Genomic DNA, 21354 nt, shown 5'->3' with positions numbered 1-21354 from the left:
CTATCACGAGTCAATAAGGAGCAAACTACGTAAATTGACCGCCAATCCTCCACGTTAACAATCGATTGACCCGCTAACGCAACCAATCCTCAAGGATGTCGGCTAGCAGTGTGAGCTGGCTTTCCGGTATTTGCTCGTCAGCCTTATGCGCCAAAAGCGGGGAGCCTGCGCCGAGGTTGACTGCGGGAACGCCGATGGACGAGAAGCGGGCGACGTCGGTCCAACCAAGCTTGGCCTGAGGGCCAAGTCCTGTCTTCTCCTCGACCAACTTGGCCAAGGAAACCGCAAGCGGGGCGTCCATGCCTGGGCGGGCAGACGGTGACTCATCTTTCATCTCGATATCAAAGCCTTCGAACATGCCACCGGTGGCCTTGTGCTCGCCATTGCCCATCTCGGCACCAGCGTCGGCCCCCATCATCAACGCCTTAGCGGCAGGCAGATCCTTGTCGGGCGCGAAACGATAGTTGACGTGGATACGGCATTCGTCGGGGATGACGTTGGTGCCTTTACCGCCGGAAATCAGGGTGGCGTTGACGCCTTCGCGATAGGTCAGTCCGTCCACCTCGATGTCCTGCGGAACATAGACGGAAAGCCGGTCGAGGACTTTCGCGGCCTTGTGGATGGCATTCTCGCCCATCCAAGCGCGGGCGGAATGGGCGGCAACGCCGTGGGTGACCACATCAAAACGCATGGTGCCGTTGCAGCCGCCTTCGATGCCGCAATCGGTCGGCTCACCGATGATGGCGAAATCGCCCTGTATCCATTCGGGGTGAGCCTTGGCCACCTTGCCAAGCCCGTTCTTTTCGGCCACGACTTCCTCATGGTCGTAGAAAACGTATGTCAGGTCGTATTTTGGTTTCGTCATCGTCGCCGCGAGATAGAGCATCACGGCGTCGCTGGCCTTCATATCCGTCGCACCTCTGCCGAACATCACGCGTTCTCCAGGATTTTTCGCCACATCCTCACGGATACGCTCGTCACCCGGTTCAAGCCAGACCGGCGGGAAATTGTCGATCACCGGAACGGTGTCAAGATGACCGGCAAGCACGACCCGCTGCTCGCGCCCGAGCGAGGTCGAAGCGACCACCGTGTCGCCCATGCGATGAACCATGAGATGAGGCTGTTCTCGCAAAAACGCCTCCACATCATCGGCAAGCGCCGTCTCGTCGTCGGAGACGGAATACGACTTCATCAGCGTTTCGAATAGTGCGTCAAGCGCGGCCTTGCGCGTGGTTCCCTGCTTTATTGTCAAACTCATGGTTTCATCGTAGCGTGGGCGATACACGTTGTGAGATAAGTCTTCACAAATCCCGGATAATGAGGCACTATATTAGGGTAAGCGTGGTTTTTATATTGGCCGCAGCCAAGGGAGAGATTTTATGGGTTTGTTGAGCGCGATGCAGGGATTTGTGGTCATCGCCATCATCATCGGCACCGGCTACGTGGCGGCACGCTTCAACATCGGCGGCCCAACGGCGCAGATGGTTCTGAACCGCTACGCGTTCTTCGTCACCAACCCGTTTTTGATGTTCGCCATCCTCTCCAAAGAGCCGATTCTCGAGATTTTCCATCCTTCGATCATCGTCGCGTTCTTCTCCGCGCTAGCTGTAGGTGTGCTTTTCCTCATTCTGAATAAAATCTTTTACCATATGGGTCCTGCCGACGCGACGGTGGGAGCGCTCAACTCGCTGTACTTGAATTCCAATAATATCGGCCTGCCGATCGCCACCTATATTCTCGGCAACCCTGCGCTGGTCGCGCCGATTCTGGTGATGCAGCAAGCGATTTTCACACCTATCGCGCTGACGGTTCTGGACTACACGACCACCGGCAAGATGTCTGTGAAGAAAGCGCTGATGCAGCCATTGCACCAGCCGCTTCTGATTGGTTCGCTTGGCGGGATTCTGGTTTCGGCCATCACCGCGTGGACCGGCGTCTACCCGATCCCGAAATGCATTTATGACCCAGTCAACATGATCGGGCAGGCTGCGGTGCCGATGATTCTGATGGCGTTCGGCATGTCGCTGCACGGCACGCGTCCGATGCAGAACAAGAGCTCGCGTTCCGCGGTCATCGGGGTGACGATCCTGAAGAATATCGTGATGCCGTTCATCGCTTTCCTCATCGCGTTCTTTATCATGGGCTTCCGCGGCAAGGTGCTCTACGCCTGCGTCGTGCTTGCGGCACTGCCCGCCGGCCAGAACGTCTACAATTACGCGGCGCGTTATAACGTCGGCATGACCTTCGCCCGCGACGGCGTGCTGATTTCGACGATTTCCAGCCCGATTGTCATCGCCATCATCGCCGCGCTTCTGAGCTAAAAAGCCCTATTTGTTGCGGTAATCCTCGGCCAAGATATTGAGACGCTCCACGAAATGGGGCCAATCGGCGTTCATCGCGGTCAGGAGCTTGCGCTTGGGGACCTCGCTGACCGGAACCCAAGCGATTTCCATACTTTCGTCGTCATTGGGATGCGGATTGACCTCATGGTCCGGCTTCTCAAAGGCGAAAACCGTGGTGTAGGCCCACGGGCCGTGTTCCTCGCGATGGGTACCGACAACCTCGATATCCTCCGGAGTGATGTTGGCTTCCTCGTAGCTTTCGCGCAAGGCACCCTCAATCGGGCTTTCGCCGTCTGCCAGCGCACCGCCGGGAATCCCCCAAGTGCCGCCTTCCGCACTCCACATCGCGCGATGCTGCATCACCACATCCGTGACTTTGCCGGTCTCCTTGCTGCGACGAGCGAGCAGAACCCCGGCGGCACCGTTCAATCCCCAATGACGGCGGCCGCAGGCGCACTGCACCCAACCGTCACCGGGCTGGTGAACGTTGTCTTTCGGCGGGATGATTGACGCGGCTTGTGCTCTCGCCTTTGCTCTGGCAGCAGCAGCAACGGCTTTCGCCTTCATACTGGATTTGATTTTGCCAGTATCTACTTGAGATTCGGCCATAACCAACAATGTTTTGTCATCAGCTTCAATATTTCCAGCATTTATCAATACCGAATCGGAACCATCATTCGTTTCAGCGTTGCTCGCCGTTCGCGGCTCTGCCTGCATTTGTAGTTTTGCCGCGGCCACCTTGCCGAGGCCGGCGTTCCACAGATCCGTCCAAGCGACGCCCATCTTCTCGACCATGCGGCGCAACAACGGCAAGCTCAGACCAAGCACACCGCTCGGGTCGCCGTCAACGCCGTCGATGAAAGCGCCGCCTAGGCCTTCCAAAGTGAAGCAACCGGCCACTTCCAGCGGCTCACCGGAAGCAATATACGCCTCGATGTCGCGGTCGGAATAATCGCCGAAACGCACCGTGGCATGGCTGGAGGCCAGTTCCTGCCGACCGGTGGCAAAATCAATCAGGCAATGACCGGTCCACAACTCCCCCGACTTACCGCGCATCGCGCTCAGACGTTTACGCGCAACTTCCGGGGTATGCGGTTTGCCCAGTGCGACGCCTGCGAAAAGAAACATGGAATCGCAACCGATGATCAGCGGACCAACTGCGGCATGGGCAAATCCCGGATGCTCGGTCAAGGCCTCCTTCATCGGCTCGGCTTCGACCGGCACGGCAACGTCGGAAAAATCGCGGGTCAGTGTCGTCGGGTCGCCGTTCGCCGGTTTCGCTGCACTCGGCTTGACCTTGGTAGCATCGTTCTGTTCTTCGGCCTCAAGCGGATAGGCGGTCACCTGTTCGCCGCTGGCGTCGCGGGCGGCCTCGGCAACCTGCCGATATGCCCGATAGACACTCTGCGCCTTGGCTCGCGCGAGAATCATCACGCGCTGCTCGCAGCTCAGATCTTCAACCGCAACCCCACGATCCTTCGCCTCGGCGGCGACGGCAGCGGGCTCATCGACGTGCGAGACGTGAATGGTCGGGCTGATGCCGGCGGCATTGAGCACGTTGCGCCGCGAAGGCGACTGCGAGGCGAGAATCAGCGGAATCGACATAACACTCCAAACATTTCACCGGCCAGAACCGGCATAGAACGTAACTACTGCTACCCTACCCAAATTTTGCGCCGAATGTCAGGGCTAATCAAATAAATGTAAGAAACAGGGATATCAGCGCTTCATTATCGGTTCGCCTGAAGATTACGGCTCGATCTCAACCTGAACGCCCTGGGGGCTTACGGGGAGATGGAGGACGCGCCAGTGGCCGCTATTGAGCTGGGCGGCGGCGACTTTGTCGATTTGCGCGGAGACATCGCCGTAGTGGAGGACCAAGACGCACGGGCCGGCTCCCGAGACGGCGGCGGCAAAACCCTTGGCGCGCAACGTTTCAGTGAGCTTCCATGAAGGCTGCATCAGTCCTTTGCGATAGGGCTGGTGGAGTCTGTCTTGCGTGGCGGCGAAAAGCAGAGCGTTCGAGCGCGAGGCGATGGCTGGATTATCGCCTTGCGACGGACTGACAGAATCGCCGCCGAGACTCGCCGGATTCATCGCGGCGGGAAGCAGCGCTACTCGCGAAATATTGAATACCGCATCCTTATATGGCAACTTCTGCGGCAAAGCTTCGCGCGCCTTTTGCGTGGAAAGCTTGAAATCGGGGACGAAGACGGCGGCGGTCATGGCGCGGGAAACCGGATAGTTGACGGTATGGAATCCGGCACGAAGCGGCTCGCCACCGGGGATGCCTACGGAACCGACACCTTCCGCAGTCTCGAAATTCCATGAAACCGTGAGACCTCCGTAAACCGCAGGGGCAACATTGTCGGGATGGCCTTCCATCGAGGCGGCCATTTGGAAAATGGTTTCACGGTTGAAATCGGCGTCGCCTTGGGCGAAAGCCGCCGCTGCAGCGATACCGGCGACGATGGCCTCGGCCGACGAACCCATGCCGCGAGCCTGCGGAATATTGTTTTGAGCCTCCAGAGTGAAGCCAAAACGACGAAGACCAAACGCCTCGCATGCGCGGCGGAATGCCGAAACCACAAGGTGCGTTTCGTCTCGGGGCAAAGTGTCCTCGCCCTCACCATGAATAATCACCTTGACCGTGGTATCTGAAAAGCCGACACCGTTACGCTGATGATCTTGGCCGTTTTGGCCGCCCTGATAACCAACCGGCTCATTTTCATTGATAGTAAATTTCAGTTCGTCGTGATAATCCAGTGCCAAGCCGACGGTGTCGAAACCGGAACCGAGATTCGCACTCGTGGCGGGCACGCGCACCCTGACCTGACGAACTTTCGGTGCCATCCCTGCCATAACCGTCTCCTTGCCTCGTACCTATCAATCATCGCCAACCGATAGCAACAGGATAACGCCATTGTCACGGGCTCGGCAATAGATGCCCACTGTTGAAGGTCAATCCTCTCTCGGCTTTACCAAGCGGCAGGTCTGCCCTCGATGAAAAACAACCCGCGTATCGTAATGCTACGAACGCGGGCCTCATCAGTTCAGGTTAATTAAACGAAAAGCATCGATAACAGAAACCGAACCTTACATTTCCCGCAAAATCGATGGCTCTCCAATAACGAAATCGAATTTGCAGACGTCGTCGACCGTCTCACGCAACGTGTTTTCGTTGCACAGGTGGGTCACCACGCGCAAAGTCTGCAGCTCGCCGGAATAGCCTGGATCGTGCGGAGTGGGCTTCAAATCCTGGTTGATGCCGTTGATGGAGACGTTATGGTCGGCGAAAGTCTTGGAAATCGCGGCAAGGATGCCTGGGCGGTCGCAGACGCGGAAACGCACGGCGAACGCGGCACGGGAAACGCTCAGCGGAGCCTTGGGGAACTTCCGATACATCGAAATCTGCGGGCCGGTACCGCCTTGCACGATATGGCGAGCGACGGTGACGACGTCACCCATCACGGCCGAAGCGGTGGGAGCGCCGCCCGCACCACGGCCATAGAACATCAGATCATCGGCAGCCTGCGCATGAACGAACGCGGCATTGTAGCTGCCGTGGACGCTGGCGAGCGGGTGGTCATCGGGGATAAGCGCCGGGTAGACGCGCGCGGAAACGCCGTCTTCACCATTGACCACGACGGCGAGCAACTTGATGACCTTGTGCTCGGCCTGCGCCAGCGCAATGTCGTCGGCGGTGATGCTGGTGATGCCTTCCATGGTGACGTCGTCGATACTTACCGGGGTGTGGAACGCAAGCGAGGCAACGATGGCAGCCTTGTTCGCCGCGTCCTCACCCTCGACGTCACCGGTCGGGTCGGCTTCGGCGTAACCTTTGGTCTGCGCATCCTTCAAAGCGACGTCGAAATCGAGACCCTTGGTGGTCATTTCGTCAAGAATGTAATTGGTGGTGCCGTTGAGGATTCCGATAACGCTGGTGACCTTGTCCCCCACCAACGATTCACGCAACGGGCGAATCAGCGGAATGGCACCACCCACGGCCGCTTCAAAGTAGATATCGACACCGTCTTCCTCGGCTGCGCGATAGATTTCAGGACCATATTTCGCCAGCAAAGCCTTGTTGGCAGTGACCACGGAAGCGCCGCTGTCAAGCGCCTTCAAAACGAGGCTGCGCGCAGGCTCAAGGCCACCCATCAGCTCGACCAGAATATCGCTATGCGTGGCGACGTATTTGGTATCGGTGGTGAGCAGGGACTTGTCAACCCAAGGGAACGTGACCTTTTCGGGGTCGCGGCAGGCGATACCGGAAATCTCAAGCGGCTGACCGATGCGCTGCTGAAGCTCCTCTTTCTGCTCGGTCAAGATTCTGGCGACCTCGGAGCCGACGGTTCCGACACCCAACAAGCCCACGCGAATCGGAGTCGCGCTGCTGTGAATGCCCTTGCGCAGGACTTCGGTTTCACTGCCGTCGCCCTCCGTTTGCTGCTGCACCAAACCTCTTGCACCCGCAACTCTCGCCTGACCCATACTGCTCTCCCGTTTCAACCGCTTTTATTGCATCCCAATTATGTAGACTCACCAATCCTAGGTAATGAATCCGACACCTCACGCAAGACGAATATTTTCAGCTCACGTCGAGGGAAAGGAGGTCATTGATGGTTTGGCGGCGAAGCATGAGATGAGCGTCTTTATCACTGACGGCGACCACGGCGGGGATGAGCGCCTGGTTGTAGTTGCTGGCCATCGTGCGGCCGTAGGCTCCCGTGACCGGGATAGCAAGAATGTCGCCGCGCTTGAGGTCACGAGGAAGGCGGCACTCATGGACGAGGATGTCGCCGGATTCGCAGTGCATGCCGACCACTCGAGCGAGCATGGAATCCTTGAGATTGCCGGCTTCATCTTTAGCGCCGCCGCAATTGCGGTTGGCGAGCAGGGCCGTGTAATCCGCGCCGTAGAGCGCCGGACGGATGTTGTCGCTCATACCGCCATCGACCGAAACGTAGGTGCGCTCGCTGATTGGGTCGCCAGCTTCGTCTTTCGTACCTTCCGGCAGCGCGACGCGCTTGACGGTGCCGACGCGGTAGAGCGTCACACCCGCGGGAGCAACAATCCAGCGGCCGGGCTCGAAGGAAATCACCGGAGCCGGCATACCGAGCGCCTTGTTGATCGAAGTGACAGCCGCTGCCAGGCGACCGAGTTCGGCATCGATGTCCATGGAATCCTCTGCATCGGTGTAGGCCACGGAATAGCCACCGCCTAAATCGACCTCGGGCATCGTGTAGGCATCGGTGGCGTAGAAGGTCTTGCGCAGCAGCATCATGCGCCGCGCGGCCTCGATGAAGGCGTTGGCGTCATGAATCTGCGAGCCGATATGCGAATGGATACCAACGAGTTCAAGGTCTTCCTGGCGCTTGTAGATATCCTTGAGCACCGCGAGCGCCGGCCCGTCCGCTACGGCATTCATGGCCTCGGCCAGTTCGCGTTCCTCGTCGGAGATTTTGACATGGCTGGTATCGTAGGGGTATTTGACGGAATAATCGAGCTTGGGCTTGTACGGAGTATTCGCTGAGGCTGGGGTTGACGAAGCGGAATCACCGGCAGTTCCAGCGCCCGACTCGTTTTTCTCATCACCAAGCTTGGCAAGAATGTCAAGGATTTCCGGTCCTACACCGGCCGGCAGCAACGGCACACCGAATTTCTGATCCTCATGAGCCGTGGAGATGTATTCGTGACCACCGGCGTGAATACCAGAGGTGACGCGCAGCATGACGCGTGCGCGCTTGCCCAAGCGATGCGCGATGGCGGCGATGCGGGCAGGCTCGTCGGGTGAATCGACGACGATCTTCGAGAAGCCCTCTTTGATGGCCAACTCGATCTCCTCGTCGGACTTGTTGTTGCCATGCAGCACCAGCCTGCGCCCCGGAGCACCGGCGGCGAGCGCAATCTTGATCTCCCCCATCGAGCAGGTGTCGACGTGCATGCCGGCCTTTGTCACGATACGCACGACTTCCTTCGAAAGGAACGCCTTGCCCGCAAAGCTGACGTGGGTGGTATTGGTATTGAAGGCTTTGGCGGCAGCGGCAACGAACTTTTTGGCACGGTTACGCACTTCGTCCGTATCGATGAGGTACAGAGGCGACCCGAACTCGTCCAGCAACGACTCAGCGCTGTGCCCGTGGAACGTCAGTTCGCCATTATCGTTGAACGCCGTCGCTTCCGGCCAAATCGGAGTGATGCCCATAATCCGCCTCTTCTTTATCGTCTGTCACCAAATTTTAAACTGTACATAACGATAGCGAATCGGTGTGAAAATGCAGGAGTTATCTCACCTTGACGACTTATTTGCAGTAATCGCACAAGAAATCGCCTAAAGGGAATGTAATATAGAGGACAAATGTAAACGTGACAGTGAAAACATTCACCCGTTGCAAATCTGCATGGCCACGCCATCCGGCATGATCTTGAACCCATGCTTTTGATAAAACGCCGCGTTCTTGCTTTCTTCGGGCATGACTTCGATATAGAAATAATCGGCGTAGCGTTGCTTGACCATCTCGACCATATGGCCGGCGATGCCCTGACCCTGATATTCAGGATCGACCAATACGTAATGCATATAAGCCATCATCGCGGTATCGTCGAGCACGCGCACCAGACCGACAAGCCTGTCGCCGTCCCACGCCGAAAAGACCGTGGAGGAACCCATCAGAGCCTTATACAAACGTTCCGGATATTTTCCGGAAACCCAGCCGACGGAAAGAAAGAGACGCTCGACCTGATCCTGCGTGAACCGTTTTTCATCTGTGAATGTGATACCTTCGTTGGCCATTTTTCTCTCCTTTGTTCCATTCTCCGCACATTCACGATATCCGACACATACAAAAATCGGTCGCGGCATCCCACAATGGGAAACGCGACCGATTACATATATATTCTTCTATTACATCTTGTCGGGTGCAGTGACACCGAGCATCGCGAGACCGGAGGCGATGACGCGCTGGACGGCGTCGTTCAACTGCAGACGGGCTGCGGCACGAGCCGGTTCAGGGTTCTTGGCGATGCGTGCGGCCTCAAGTTTGGCGGCGTCCTTTTCGCGGACCTCAAGGTCCGTCAAATCCATCGGCACCACACGTTCAAGGTTGTACCACTTGTGATACGTTCCAGCGAGAGCCTCGAGATAGTGTGCGATCTTGTGCGGTGCGCGCAGGTCGCCGGCGTCCGAAACGACGGATGGCCACTGGGCCAAGGCACCGAGCACTTCGCCGTCGGCAGGGGTATCGAGCAGCGACAAATCGGCGACGCTCGCGTCAATCTTCGCGGCTTCGGCGTTGCGATCGACGTTGCAACTGCGGGCGTGCGCGTACTGAACGTAATACACAGGGTTCTCGTTGGTGTGCGAGGCAAGCACGTCGAGGTCGATGTCGACGCTGGTGTTGTAATCGGTGCGGGCGAGCGAATAGCGCGCGGCGTCCACGCCCACGGCCTCCACCAAATCGTCGATGGTGACGACGTTGCCGGCGCGCTTGGACATGCGCACGGCCTTGCCATCCTTCATCACGTTGACCATCTGGCCGATGAGAATCTGCATGTTCTCGCCCGGCTTGTCGCCGAACGCGGCACACATCGCCATCATGCGACCGATGTAGCCATGATGGTCGGCGCCGAGCATGTAAATCGCGATGTCGGCAGGAGCGGAAGGCTTGCCCTTGCGATGACGCTTGTTGTAGTAGTAGGCGATGTCCGCGGCGAAGTAGGCGTACTCGCCGTTCGACTTGATGATGACGCGGTCCTTGTCGTCGCCGTGCTTGGTGGAGGCGAACCAGGTGGCGCCGTCCTTCTCGTAGATATCACCCTGCTCGCGCAGCTTGGCGATGGCTTCCTTCACCGCACCGTCCTGATACAGGCTGTTTTCGTGGAACCACACGTCGAAGTTGACACGGAAATCCTTCATGGACTGCTGGATTTCAGCGAACATCATCGGCACCGCGCGCTTGCGGAACTCTTCGCGCTGCTCGGAATCGCCCTCGCCAAGTGGCTTGCCGTCTTTATCGAGACCGCCGTCGACGCGCGGCAGGTTCAGCACATCGATACCGTCGGCCTTGGCTTCGGCAATGACACGGTCGGCGATTTCGTTGATATACGTACCCTTGTAACCGTCGGACGGGGTTTCCTCACCGTGGGCCGCAGCCACGAGCGACTTGGCAAAGCGGTTGATCTGCTCGCCGTGGTCGTTGAAGTAGTATTCGCGCACGACCTTGGCGCCGTTGGCCTCAAGCACGCGGGCCATGGAGTCGCCGGTCGCCGCCCAACGCACGCCGCCGATGTGGATCGGGCCGGTCGGGTTGGCCGAGACGAATTCGAGGTTGAGCGTCTTGCCGCCCAAATGGTCGTTCAGGCCGAATTTTGTGGAATGGACGGTTTTCGCCTCGGTCTCAGTGCCGGCAGCTTCGGTATCGCTGTCCTTGCCCTTCCAGACTTCGACGCCTTTATCGACCGGCTCCATCTCAATGCCCTGCTCAAGAATCTGAGAGACCACGGCAGCCGCCGAAGCGGAATCCAACGTGATATTAATAAACCCAGGCCCGGCCACCTCCACGGAGGCGATACCCTCCGCGTCGCGCAGTTTCGCGGCAAACGCCTCGGCCAGATCGCGCGGCTTCATGCCGGCCTTCTTGGCCAGCTGCATCGCTACATTCGACGACCAGTCGCCGTGCGCGCGGTCCTTCGGCCGCATCACCGCCAGCTTCTCAACCGCCGGAATCAGATCAACGGTCAGTTCGCCGGCATCCCCCGCCGAAACCAACTCATGTGCAGTATCAGAAATAAGTTCACTTAACGCTTCAGGATTCATGTTTCACAGTCTATCCTGCCGAGTGAACCAACTGGGCCCTGGCCAAAAACCAAAGCCCTATCGAAGGAGCTGAGATTTTATATCGACCTGTTACATCGCAAACTCCGGCATCGTTGATTTCAGAATCCAAAACAGCGCTACGGAAAGTTTCACTTACACTTGAAACTTTGCAAATCGACACGTTTTAGGACTTCGCTTGCTTGTCCGGCTTCTTTACCATCGAAGAGACAGAGCCAATCGCCATAGGCGCCATAGCTAAGCCAAAAACCGCACAAAGGGCGAATTGGTTGTGCTGAACTAGGAAAAGAACCAAGAAGAGCAGCGAAACAACCATCAAAGTAGTTGCCGAAATCCGCAAGAAACGATAGCCGCCCTCACTGAGCCGTTGCACCAGTGTAATAAGCGAAATACCGGAAACGACGAACAGCAAAGCCTGAATCGCCAAACAAACTGCAGTAATCGCCCCCGCTCTTTCATCGCGCACATCGATGGCGAATATCAACGCGAAACCAGCCAGGAACAGCGCCACGCCGAAGCAAATCAAAGCGAACTCGAAAACCACCATGCGCGAGGGCCGGTATTTCGTGCCTCCCGCATTCTGTCCGCAAAGCCCTTCCGAGTTTTCGTCTGTATAGAAAATATCGCTCCAGTCACCATGAGCGAGTGCACCATTGTCGCCGCCAATCGCCGCAACCTTCTTGCCAAGCCTGAAAGTCGGGACATAGAGCGTTGGCAGGCCGTCGTAAGCCGAACGCCTCGACTGCCCGGAAATGAACATTGCCGTGGATTGTTCGGCATCGTATGAATAGGACACGTCCAGTTCCCTGGCCAAGGCGACAGAACGCTGCAACGACCAAGCCATATCCGCCATTTTCTGCAACGCCTCCGGATAGGTCTTGCAAGGTTGGGTCGGGTAGTAACCGCTTTTGATACCGGATTTGGAATCGCAATATACTACGCACCAAAGCCCGTCGCTTTTGCCTACGCACACGCGCCCGGGTAGTATTTTGCCACAGCTGAAATATTCGGACGAGATGACATCCGCCACCCGTTCCGGCACCTTCCATTCCTCGCCACGATAAGTCTTAGCAAGGTTTGATATCGCAGCAGGTCTTGAAGCCCGAGGATCTTCCATAAGAAGCGCCATATAGAAGACTGCGCTCGTCGGATTTAGAAAATCAGCGAGCTTTCTCGTTGAGTTGCCGGACTCAGACCCCAAAGGCACAATATAATACCTGTCGTTTTCATATAACAGACGATATGAATCCTGACGTTTTGCGGCAGTTGCGCTTTCAACAGACGGGTTGGTTGGGCCGGTTGTACAGGTTGAACTAACGGAATCAGCCGAATCAGCCGAGGAATCAACTCCCTCGGGAAGACAATCAATGAACTGGTCGCCTAGCAAAACGCGATAGCCTCTGACTTTTGCCGCACTTTGCAAAGCAGCCAGCCAATCTCGTTTGGCATTGAGTTTGGAAAGGATGAGGGACTGGCCAGGCTCGATGGAGACTCTGAGGTTTGGCGAATTGGCAATTTGAACAAGTTGCGGCGAATCGGCCTTGCCCGGCAATTCTGGCGATTTGGCTTCGCTTGCGTCGTCGCTCTTCCGATTCAGAGCCGCAACACCGCCAACGGAAACCGAACCAGCTGAAACGGTGTTCCTAGACTTCACGGCATTCGCGTTATCAATCTGCCGCCTGTTTCCACGTTCCATAACGCTAGCGCCATTAGCCTGATGCTCGTTTCCGTTTTCCCACTGCGTCGCCGCACTCGCGCGATAGTATCCGTTGTGGAGTTTGAAGGACAGGACCACGGCCAGCAACGTAAACACTGCAGAAAGGATGCCAAGCGTTATGCTGAAATTCTCGTTGTCAATGATCCGTAAGTTCTGAGTATGGGACCTGTCGAAAAGCGTTGCCGCTAACACCAAGAGCAAACCGAGCAAAATAACCGGCACGCCGTACGTCTTGATACGCCCGGTAATAGGTAAAGGAGCCCTGAAAATAGCCATGAACACGGAATAACAAAGCAGGAAAATCGATAGCACGCCGAAAAGGGCGAGCATAACCCTAGAGAAAACGTTAAGCGGCTGGAAGATAAAAACGAGCGTCATGACGGCGCAAAACAGCCCAAAAACACCACTCGCCAGTACCAGCAATCGCCGAATCAGCTGGAGCGGCCGCGCAAGGATATCAGCATTCTGAAAATATCGCTTTATTGCGGCTATCCGATTTCCCGACCGCACCTCTTTGACACTGCCTGATTTCATTGCTGAAGCCCATCCTGGTATTTTAAAAGACTAAAAATCATTATACAACAGCGTACACTTTGCTGACTTTGTGGGCCCAACGGGATTCGAACCCGCGACCTTTCGCTCCGGAGGCGAACGCTCTATCCAGCTGAGCTACGGACCCAAACAACGGTTTAAAGCATAGCACTTCAGCCGACCAACGGCGTGGCTTCAATGCCCCCAACGTCTGTCCGTCGAACGGCTCCGAATCTGTCACTTATAAGCACAGCCTTGCATAACTATCCGCGACTGATACGTTTAAAAACGAGTATTCTTACAAATTTCTGCCATTCCGGCTCGCATATATACACAAACAAGTGCACAACGCCGTCATTTCGTCTAGACTTGGAATATGTCTCCTGAAATGAACGACTTCGAATTCGATCGGCGGTTCTTCTGCCGGACCATGCCTGCGGAACTGGACGATGGCAGCGCGCCGACGCTTATCGTGCAGAGTTACTACGTTCATTCCGACAACTACGCGCTGCGCGTGCGTCTGATAAGCCGGAAAGTCCGCATCGAGATGAACGCCGACACCGACGCGATGGCGGTGCTCGACCAATATCGAGACAGCTTCACCGAGGCTTCCGTCGCCATCAAAGGCCCGTCCGTGGGCGGCACGCGCTATGAGGCCGAGCGCGAAATCGACGCCAACATCGCGGCCGAGCTCATCAAGCGCGGCGGCCAAGTCATTATCAAGAATCGGTTTGCCGCCTGGATCGGCGAGGACGGCTGGGACATCGACGTGTTCGGCGGATCCAATGCGCCACTCGTCGTGGCCGAGGCCAAGCGCTCAAGGCCATTGACGAATCTCATCATCCCCGATTTTTGCGTCACCGAAATCACCGACCAAACCCGTTTCTCCAACGACGGACTCGCCGGCAAGCCTTTCGACACCTGGAGCAAGGACTTCGACCGCGAGCTGGCCGAGCAAGGCCCGCACTTCGAGCAGATCTACGGCCGCAACCGGCACGAATCATCGCCTTCTGACGCATCGTTCTGACGCGACCGAGAAAAAGTGCATCCTAGCTGAGCCAAAGTGCACTTTCCCTACGGTCACGCCGCAAATGTGCATCTTAGTGAACCTTACTTGCACTCTTCCGATGGCAGCGTCACAAACATGCACTTTAGAGTAAATGCACCTCTACGACAGTGACGTCGGATAAGTGCATTTTATCCAAACCAAAGTGCACATTCCAGACAGCAGTGTCACAAACATGCACTTTACGGAAGGCAAAACGCACTTCTTCAACAGTGACGTCGGATAAGTGCGTTTTACCCAAGCCAGAATGCACTTTCGGACAATGGCATCGGAAAAGTGCACCCTGCGGGATTGAAAACGATGGTCTGACTTGAGACTCAGCACATGGGTGTGGAAAAGTGACCAGAGAACAGAAGCCTCAGTACATCAACATCGAGAGGCGACGACGAGCGGCCTTGAGGCGCGGGTCATCGGGCTCGGGGATGACGAAGTACTCGAGCAGACGCTTGCGCACCGGCTCAAGGTCGGCCTTGTGGCCTGCGGCAAGGAAGTCCAAGAGCCGCGAGAAGGCATCCTCGATCTGGCCGCCGATCATATCGATATCGGCGACAGCGAGCTGCGCGTCCACGTCGTCGGGATGCTCGGCGGCAGCCGCGCGAACCTCGCGCACATCAGCCCTGCCGGAACGGGCCAGCAGCAAAGCCTTGGAACGCTCGCGGGCGGCCAAGGTGTCGTTCGGATTCGCTTCGAGTACTTGAGCATAGGCTTCTGCGGCACCGGCGTAGTCGCCGTCTGCCGCAAGCTGGTGGGCCTGCTGGTGTTCGGGTGGCACCTGTTCGGCCGCGTCTGCTTCGCCATCGCCCGCAGCAGCATCGGCATCGGGATCGCCGGAATACGGTGCGGTGCCCGTGACGCCAGCTTGCTGAGCAAGCTGCACAATCTGTGGCAGCAAAGTGTCGGTAATCTGCGTCAGTTCCTCATCGCTCGGCAATCCCTCAAGAATCGGCATCGGCCGACCGCCGATAAGCGCGAACAGCGCCGGCGCACCCTTGATCTGGAAGGCCTGGGCGATGCCAGGTTCGGCGTTGATGTCGACGCGAGCAAGCTGAACCTGACCCTTCATCGCATTGACCGCGTCACCAAGCGTCTTGGCCATGGCAAACAGACGGTCGTCAGTGGGAATCCACAACAGCAGCACAACCGGATACGTAGCGGAAGTCTGCAGAACCGCTTGGAACGTAGCCTCCGTGACATCGATGACGTAACCCCCCGCGCTCGGTGCGCCACCGGCCTGACCCGGCTCTGCCTGTACCTGATGTTTGATGGAACTCAGATCGACCGCACCCGCCAATGAAATGCCCGGATTCGACTGAGGATTATTCGCTGCTGCCAAAAGTGCCTTCTTTCTCATTCAAGTCCCTGCGCTATTGCAACACAAGACTCACTATCCGCCGAAACGTATATAACAATGTCTAATCTACCTGTCGCCCGCCACCGCAGAACGCCGCTTTACCTGACGGCGGACCACAAACAAGAGTCAAGGAAACCTACAACATGTCGACAACCCACAGACAACCTAAAGAACCTACAGCGACTTGACCTTAATCGGCGTACAGTTCAGACCGCTTCGACTTTGATGGGCTGGCGCTCGGCACCTACCGCGACCACCTTTTTGCCGGACTTGGCAGGTGGAACGTAGAAGGCCAGAACGTTGACATACGTCACTTTCATGGTGGCCGTAGCCTTGCCTTGTCCGAACAGCGCACGCTCGGCGTCGCTGGCCGGCTGCGATTCGCGCCCTTCGCCCGCACTGCGCGTCCATTCCGAATTGATCTGAGCGACCACCAAATCGCCGCCTTCGGTAGAGCGCATCACCGAAATCTGGCCTTTGGCCGGTGTGAAGGTCTGCGTCTGCGTGCCATGGTTGCGTTCCATACCCTGCTGGACGGTGGCGGAGAGCTTGGCGAGATCGTCACGGAAATAATCGTTGCTGAATTTCGAAGCGAACTTGCTCTGCGTACCGTGCGTCAACACATCCGCATAGTCGTCCACGGTCTGCTGCGGAGAAATCGGCAGCCCAGAATCGTCAGGAGAGCCCATGCTGGCCCCGATAGTGGGAATGGCGAACTCCGGCAGCTTCGCGCCCTGGAAAAGCCTGACGACGCCCCACAGCTTGTAATTGCTGCGCGGACTGGCCTGGGTCATCACCAGAAGTCGCTTGGACTGCTGGTCCTGCGTGGTGGTGGTGATGGAGAACACGGAACGCGGCCAACCGGACTGGGTGGGAATGATGGTCTGCGCGATGTCTTTGGGGATGATGGCCTTGGGATCCATTGCACCGGTGGCCTGCGCAATCGCCAGTTCGCTGGTACGCACCTCGAGCGCCGGGCCGGTGACCCGCGCGGAAAGACCATCCGGGGTCTTGGCCTTGTCCGAAGTGTCAAGCGCGGCGAGAATATCCTTACGAATCGCCTTTTCCTGCGCTTCGGTGATGTCGGGTGTCTGGGTGGATGATTCGGTTCCCTGCGGTTGCGGGGTCTGCTCGCCGCATGCAGCGACACCGACAAGAGTGGCCATAGCAAGCGCCGCGGCGGTTACTGTTTTCAACAGTTTTTTCGAATTTTTCGAGCTCATGCGTTTTTCCCGTCCCCTTGTGCATCCGACGTTCCGCTGGCTGTTCCTAAGCCGGCTTGGGCACCCTCGGCCTCGTTATCCGCCGTGTCGCCGCCCGACGTTTCAGTAGAGAGACGAGCGAAATACTCACGAAGCGCGTCCTCCGAAATTACATCGGTTTCGGCCTGCTCGTGGGATTTATCGATCAGTTCATCGGCACTTGAAGCCGTGCGGGCCTCGCTATTTTGCGCGCCGGTATGGTGAGCATCACCGGACTCCGCGCCGTCTTCCGAGTGGTCGAGCGAGACGGACACGTTGGCATTACTGTAATCGGCAGCTTCTTCATGGTCGTTGACATTGCTGTGGCTGTCGTAAGTGGCATTGTTGCCTTGATTATCGGTATTACCGAGACTATCGGCATTGCTGTGATTGCCGAAATCACCGGTATAGCTGAAACCATCGGCAATTGCGTAATCATTGAGACTACCGACGCCGCCGTGCCTAGCAGCATGCCGAGAATGCCGGCCAGACGAAGTCACCGATGCCGTGGCATCCGACACGGATTCCTGCTCCGGCTTGCCGCGATGACGCGCGAACCGGCTTATGCCGTGATTGCTTTCATCCGTATTTGCAGTTTCAGCGTTTCCGGTTCCATGCCCGGAAATTTCATCCACCGTAAACGCGGTTTGGCTGGAACCTTCCGGTTCGGCACTTTGCAGCTGGGCAGCGTCGGTTTCACCACTTCCAGTTCGGCCGGTCTCATTTTTACCGCTTTGACTTTCGTTAACGCCGCCATCAATTTGTGTGTGGGAACCAAACGCATTATCGGAAACCACAGAAGCGGTATCCCCATGAGACGCATCATCAGAGGCGACATCAATGCCATCCATTTGAGATGCATCAGAGAATGTACCGCCTTCAGGCTCGTCACTTTGGGCAACGCCTGTTTCGCTTCCCACGCTTTCGTCCGTATTATCCGTATTATTTTGCATCTGCATATCGGCCACCAGATTGCGCCTGGTCGGGTCAATGATGCTTGGAGCGGAACCATCCGCACCCGAAAGCCCGCCTTCCGAGCTTGAACCGGAGAGCAGCGAACTGTCACTACTTGAAGAAGCGTCCGTACCGTCTTCAGCTAAGCCCGTCGCCGAGTCCGAAGCTGAACCCGCCAAATCGGAGGGCTGGATCTTGTGCGATGGACGATGGTTATGGCTCGAGTGCGTCAGACTCGTCTTGAGCACGGCGATGCTCCCCGTCATGGCTTCGGAAATGGAAACCTCTTCGGCCTTCGCCTTCTCACGCAGTTTGCGACGCTTTTCGCGCTTGCGCCTGAACGATTCGTTGGCCATAATCGCAAAGAACGAAGCACACAATATCGTAAAGGCCACGCACACGCCGGCCGCGATGAAGAACGGCAGCGCATGGTTAGGAACCTTGTCGCGCACCCAATGCATGGTGATGTTCACGCTCGGTTGCGTCGACTTTTTGGTCGGTGCCCCCGTATCGATAATCACCACCTGATCGCTTTTTACATCATTGAGATTGAAGGCAATCGCCGCATCGCCGCACTTTACGTTCGTCCACATATCAGAGTTCTTGAACGAGACCTCATCACCACCTGACGTTGCAGTGATCTTTGGTCCGTTCGCGAGTTTGGTGGAAAGCTTCTTCCAGTTTTCCAGCCCGGTCACTCTGGTGTAATTTTGGCCCGCCAGCCAGCCAGTGGCATCTTTGGCATTGCCCAAGGCCACACAGGTCTGCGTTGCGTCTTTATCGGATTTGGATGAGGCTTTCGTCGAGTTGCCTTGAGTACTCAATTTTACATTGACGGATTTGCCGAGCAGATTCAGCATCCCTGAATCGGTGACGATATAACGAGTACCTGAAACCGAAGTGGTCGCGCTCACTTCGCGAGCCGGCTTCCAGACGGTCAGGTTCAGTACCCCCAAAACGATGAACAACACCGCGAGCAGCCCGAAAATCGGCGCAACGACGCCACGCATGATGGTCGCGTGTTTCGTCGGCTTTGCGTTGTGTTTATGCTGTCTATCGTGTGTTGAAGTCATATTGTCTTATATTCTACAGGGCCTATCCGAAAGAAAGCTGGGAAAAACGTTGCCTGCCGCACCCCGATTGGGATAATCCGTGTGCACGAATCGTTATCAATCCTTGAAATTCCGGCGATAAGACTTTCACTGATTCTTTTGTTCACAGATGAAAGCGACCGGTGTAATCCTTACAAAGTGATAGCCCGCGCGGTAAATCAGGGTTCAGGGCTAATGTTGTGAACCATGAGCAACAATCACTCGCGAAAATTCGGTCGCATTCTCGCAGCAGCCTGCGCCATCGCTCTGTCTTTCGGCATGGCCGCCTGCGGATCCGGCAACGACAATAACAACAAAGCCACCGATACCTCGGATGGCACGCAGATGGCCGGAGTCAAGGCCACCGGAGAGCTCGGCAAAAAGCCGAAAATCACCTTCCATACCCCGATGAGCGTGGTCAACAATTCTTACGCCGTGCTGCAAAAAGGCAACGGAGCCGCGCTTCAAAAAGACAATCACATCTGCGTTCAGGGCGTCGCGTTGAACGCCAAGGATGGCAGCGAGATGATGAGCACTTGGGAGAAGAACACCCCCGACTGCTCGATGGTGATGAACGAGGAAGGCACGGGCAAGACCTATTACAACGTGCTGAAGAACCAGAAAATCAACTCGACCGTGGCCTTCGGCGTCAATGACCACAACAAAGCCAGCACCTCCTATATCATGGCGATTACCATCGTTTCCCAGTCCAAACCGATGACCCGCGCCGAGGGTGACAAGGTCACAGACGTTCCCGCGGACCTGCCCAAGGTGACGCTCAACGAAAAGGGCGCGCCGTCCATTGATTTCAACGGTTACAAGCCCGGCAACAACCTCGTCGTCCAGCCGCTCATCAAGGGCAAGGGCAAGAAAGTCGCTGAAACCGACACCATCGACGCACACTACACCGGTTGGGTGATGGGCGCAGACGGTAAGCCTTCAAAGTTCGATTCCTCGTGGGATCGCGGCAAGGCCGCGCAATTCTCGCTCCAGCAGGTCGTCAAGGGCTGGACTCAAGGGCTGGCCGGGCAGACGGTCGGCTCCCAAGTGCTGCTGGTCATTCCTCCGGATTTGGGATATGGCAACCAGGCACAATCCAAGATTCCCGCCAATTCGACGCTTTACTTCGTGGTCGACATTCTCTACGATTACGGCCAGATGCAGGCTCAGCAGTAAGTTGGCTGGTGAATCCAATACATAAATAAGGCCAACAAAATTCCCGGATATTCCACATTGCGTGGTGTCCGGGAATTTTTATAGGTTATAACGCCTGCACTCGCAGTGATGAAAATAAATCTGGCAAAGCGACGGAATGCCAGAACTCGTGAACGCAGCTAAGTATAAAGCCGAATGCAACCGAATGCGGAACTGGCAGATTCGTGAATTTCAGTAACCGCTCTTTTCTTCAGAAAAGCCGGAGACTGTCATCGTCGGTGCCTTTCATGTCCTCATAGTCGAGGATAAGGCAATCGAAGCCGCGCTCAGTCGCCAGGACACGGGCCTGCGGGGTGATGGTCTGGGCGGCGAACATACCGCGAACCGGAGCGAGCAACGGGTCTTTGTTCAAGAGCTTGACATAACGCGTGAGCTGTTCGACGCCATCGATGCCACCGTGACGCTTGATTTCGATGGCGACGTGCTGCCCGTTGCCGTCAATGGCCATGATGTCGACTGGGCCGACGGGCGTCGGATATTCGCGACGCACCAGCTTCGCGCCCTTGCCGATACGCTCGATCTGCTGGGCCAGATAATACTGAAGATGGTCTTCAACACCATCCTTGACGAGCCCCGGGTCTTCTCCCAAATCATAGGTCTCGTCGGAATAGACGTGCTGCACCGTCACTTCGAGCACGTCGGTGGACTTCTGCGCGGCCACACGGAACACCTTTTCGGGAGTTTGCTCATCGACATTCTCGGCGTTGCTTTCCGAAGTGACCTCACGGATGGTGCAAGGTGCGGCCATCCAGTTGAGCGGCTTGTAGGAGCCGAGTTCAGAGAAAATCAGGAGGCTCTGGTCGGCCTTGATCATCAGCACCCGCTTGGCCATGGGCAACGAGGCGTTGAGCCTTCCGGAATAGACGGCAGAGCAGTCAGCAACAATAATTCGCACGTTGGCTACCTTACCCGGACCGTAAGAACGAAAAACTTCATATGCGTTACTAGTCGCGCAATCTTGCCTTCACCTCGTTAAGCGTCATCAACTCACTTAACGGCTCATCCTCGGT

Annotated in this window: 15 protein-coding genes and 1 tRNA gene; 3 read left to right on the top strand and 13 right to left on the bottom strand. The window is 56.7% G+C overall.

The window, feature by feature from the left end; genetic code table 11:
* Nucleotides 1–73: 73 nt before the first annotated feature.
* Nucleotides 74–1258, bottom strand: a complete 1185-nt coding sequence (dapE, locus tag OZX62_RS01790; protein ID WP_277176345.1) for a succinyl-diaminopimelate desuccinylase — start codon at nucleotides 1256–1258, stop codon at nucleotides 74–76.
* A 121-nt stretch (nucleotides 1259–1379) separates the two neighbouring features.
* Between dapE and OZX62_RS01785 the strand changes: the two genes are divergently transcribed.
* Nucleotides 1380–2321 (top strand): AEC family transporter, encoded by a 942-nt coding sequence (locus OZX62_RS01785; protein WP_277176344.1) that lies wholly within the window; start codon nucleotides 1380–1382, stop codon nucleotides 2319–2321.
* Nucleotides 2322–2327: 6 nt separating this feature from the next.
* Here OZX62_RS01785 and OZX62_RS01780 read toward each other — a convergent pair whose 3' ends face one another.
* The 8 genes from OZX62_RS01780 to OZX62_RS01745 all read right to left on the bottom strand — a co-directional run bounded on the left by OZX62_RS01780 (nucleotide 2328) and on the right by OZX62_RS01745 (nucleotide 13574).
* The gene (locus OZX62_RS01780; protein WP_277176343.1) at nucleotides 2328–3947 is read right to left on the bottom strand and encodes a Maf family protein; all 1620 of its coding nucleotides are present in this window, start codon (nucleotides 3945–3947) and stop codon (nucleotides 2328–2330) included.
* A gap of 144 nt (nucleotides 3948–4091) precedes the next feature.
* The gene (thrB, locus tag OZX62_RS01775) at nucleotides 4092–5195 is read right to left on the bottom strand and encodes a homoserine kinase (RefSeq protein ID WP_277176993.1); all 1104 of its coding nucleotides are present in this window, start codon (nucleotides 5193–5195) and stop codon (nucleotides 4092–4094) included.
* A gap of 243 nt (nucleotides 5196–5438) precedes the next feature.
* Nucleotides 5439–6836, bottom strand: coding sequence for a homoserine dehydrogenase (locus OZX62_RS01770; RefSeq protein WP_277176342.1), 1398 nt, complete (start codon nucleotides 6834–6836; stop codon nucleotides 5439–5441).
* 97 nt (nucleotides 6837–6933) lie between these two features.
* Nucleotides 6934–8550 (bottom strand): diaminopimelate decarboxylase, encoded by a 1617-nt coding sequence (locus OZX62_RS01765; RefSeq protein WP_277176341.1) that lies wholly within the window; start codon nucleotides 8548–8550, stop codon nucleotides 6934–6936.
* Nucleotides 8551–8727: 177 nt separating this feature from the next.
* Nucleotides 8728–9138 carry a GNAT family N-acetyltransferase gene (locus OZX62_RS01760; protein ID WP_277176340.1) on the bottom strand — a complete coding sequence of 137 codons (411 nt, stop codon included), beginning with the start codon at nucleotides 9136–9138 and terminating at the stop codon, nucleotides 8728–8730.
* A gap of 111 nt (nucleotides 9139–9249) precedes the next feature.
* Complete coding sequence (gene argS / locus OZX62_RS01755) at nucleotides 9250–11160, bottom strand: arginine--tRNA ligase (RefSeq protein ID WP_277176339.1); 1911 nt, start codon at nucleotides 11158–11160, stop codon at nucleotides 9250–9252.
* A gap of 184 nt (nucleotides 11161–11344) precedes the next feature.
* Nucleotides 11345–13171: a hypothetical protein gene (locus OZX62_RS01750; RefSeq protein ID WP_277176338.1), complete on the bottom strand. Its 1827-nt coding sequence runs from the start codon at nucleotides 13169–13171 to the stop codon at nucleotides 11345–11347.
* Nucleotides 13172–13500: 329 nt separating this feature from the next.
* Nucleotides 13501–13574, bottom strand: a tRNA-Arg gene (locus OZX62_RS01745).
* A 228-nt stretch (nucleotides 13575–13802) separates the two neighbouring features.
* Between OZX62_RS01745 and OZX62_RS01740 the strand changes: the two genes are divergently transcribed.
* Entirely contained in the window at nucleotides 13803–14453 is a 651-nt protein-coding gene (locus OZX62_RS01740) for a hypothetical protein (RefSeq protein WP_277176337.1), read from the top strand.
* Between the two features lie 397 nt (nucleotides 14454–14850).
* Here the strand turns inward: OZX62_RS01740 and OZX62_RS01735 are convergent, their stop codons facing one another.
* From OZX62_RS01735 to OZX62_RS01725, 3 genes are all read right to left on the bottom strand, one after another.
* Nucleotides 14851–15843: a tetratricopeptide repeat protein gene (locus OZX62_RS01735; RefSeq protein ID WP_277176336.1), complete on the bottom strand. Its 993-nt coding sequence runs from the start codon at nucleotides 15841–15843 to the stop codon at nucleotides 14851–14853.
* Between the two features lie 206 nt (nucleotides 15844–16049).
* Nucleotides 16050–17066 (bottom strand): hypothetical protein, encoded by a 1017-nt coding sequence (locus OZX62_RS01730; protein WP_277176335.1) that lies wholly within the window; start codon nucleotides 17064–17066, stop codon nucleotides 16050–16052.
* Nucleotides 17063–19111, bottom strand: a complete 2049-nt coding sequence (locus tag OZX62_RS01725; protein ID WP_277176334.1) for a hypothetical protein — start codon at nucleotides 19109–19111, stop codon at nucleotides 17063–17065. The genes OZX62_RS01730 and OZX62_RS01725 overlap by 4 nt, the downstream gene beginning before the upstream one ends.
* A gap of 225 nt (nucleotides 19112–19336) precedes the next feature.
* Here OZX62_RS01725 and OZX62_RS01720 point away from each other — a divergent pair, with 225 nt between their 5' ends.
* Nucleotides 19337–20305 carry an FKBP-type peptidyl-prolyl cis-trans isomerase gene (locus OZX62_RS01720; RefSeq protein WP_277176333.1) on the top strand — a complete coding sequence of 323 codons (969 nt, stop codon included), beginning with the start codon at nucleotides 19337–19339 and terminating at the stop codon, nucleotides 20303–20305.
* A gap of 229 nt (nucleotides 20306–20534) precedes the next feature.
* Here the strand turns inward: OZX62_RS01720 and nucS are convergent, their stop codons facing one another.
* Complete coding sequence (nucS, locus tag OZX62_RS01715; protein WP_277176332.1) at nucleotides 20535–21239, bottom strand: endonuclease NucS; 705 nt, start codon at nucleotides 21237–21239, stop codon at nucleotides 20535–20537.
* Nucleotides 21240–21354: the final 115 nt, after the last annotated feature.

Source organism: Bifidobacterium sp. ESL0690, from assembly GCF_029392315.1.
Classification (GTDB): Bacteria; Actinomycetota; Actinomycetes; order Actinomycetales; family Bifidobacteriaceae; genus Bifidobacterium.
This window is presented reverse-complemented; position numbering and strand designations above follow the sequence as displayed.

What these genes read in the sequence shown, in the direction of transcription:
- OZX62_RS01785 (WP_277176344.1), top strand. Translation starts at nt 1,380, where the DNA reads ATGGGTTTGTTGAGCGCGATGCAGGGATTTGTGGTCATCGCCATCATC.
- OZX62_RS01750 (WP_277176338.1), bottom strand. Translation starts at nt 13,171, where the DNA reads ATGGCTATTTTCAGGGCTCCTTTACCTATTACCGGGCGTATCAAGACG.
- OZX62_RS01765 (WP_277176341.1), bottom strand. Translation starts at nt 8,550, where the DNA reads ATGGGCATCACTCCGATTTGGCCGGAAGCGACGGCGTTCAACGATAAT.
- OZX62_RS01735 (WP_277176336.1), bottom strand. Translation starts at nt 15,843, where the DNA reads ATGAGAAAGAAGGCACTTTTGGCAGCAGCGAATAATCCTCAGTCGAAT.
- OZX62_RS01725 (WP_277176334.1), bottom strand. Translation starts at nt 19,111, where the DNA reads ATGACTTCAACACACGATAGACAGCATAAACACAACGCAAAGCCGACG.
- OZX62_RS01730 (WP_277176335.1), bottom strand. Translation starts at nt 17,066, where the DNA reads ATGAGCTCGAAAAATTCGAAAAAACTGTTGAAAACAGTAACCGCCGCG.
- OZX62_RS01760 (WP_277176340.1), bottom strand. Translation starts at nt 9,138, where the DNA reads ATGGCCAACGAAGGTATCACATTCACAGATGAAAAACGGTTCACGCAG.
- argS (WP_277176339.1), bottom strand. Translation starts at nt 11,160, where the DNA reads ATGAATCCTGAAGCGTTAAGTGAACTTATTTCTGATACTGCACATGAG.
- OZX62_RS01770 (WP_277176342.1), bottom strand. Translation starts at nt 6,836, where the DNA reads ATGGGTCAGGCGAGAGTTGCGGGTGCAAGAGGTTTGGTGCAGCAGCAA.
- OZX62_RS01780 (WP_277176343.1), bottom strand. Translation starts at nt 3,947, where the DNA reads ATGTCGATTCCGCTGATTCTCGCCTCGCAGTCGCCTTCGCGGCGCAAC.
- dapE (WP_277176345.1), bottom strand. Translation starts at nt 1,258, where the DNA reads ATGAGTTTGACAATAAAGCAGGGAACCACGCGCAAGGCCGCGCTTGAC.
- OZX62_RS01740 (WP_277176337.1), top strand. Translation starts at nt 13,803, where the DNA reads ATGTCTCCTGAAATGAACGACTTCGAATTCGATCGGCGGTTCTTCTGC.
- OZX62_RS01720 (WP_277176333.1), top strand. Translation starts at nt 19,337, where the DNA reads ATGAGCAACAATCACTCGCGAAAATTCGGTCGCATTCTCGCAGCAGCC.
- thrB (WP_277176993.1), bottom strand. Translation starts at nt 5,195, where the DNA reads ATGGCACCGAAAGTTCGTCAGGTCAGGGTGCGCGTGCCCGCCACGAGT.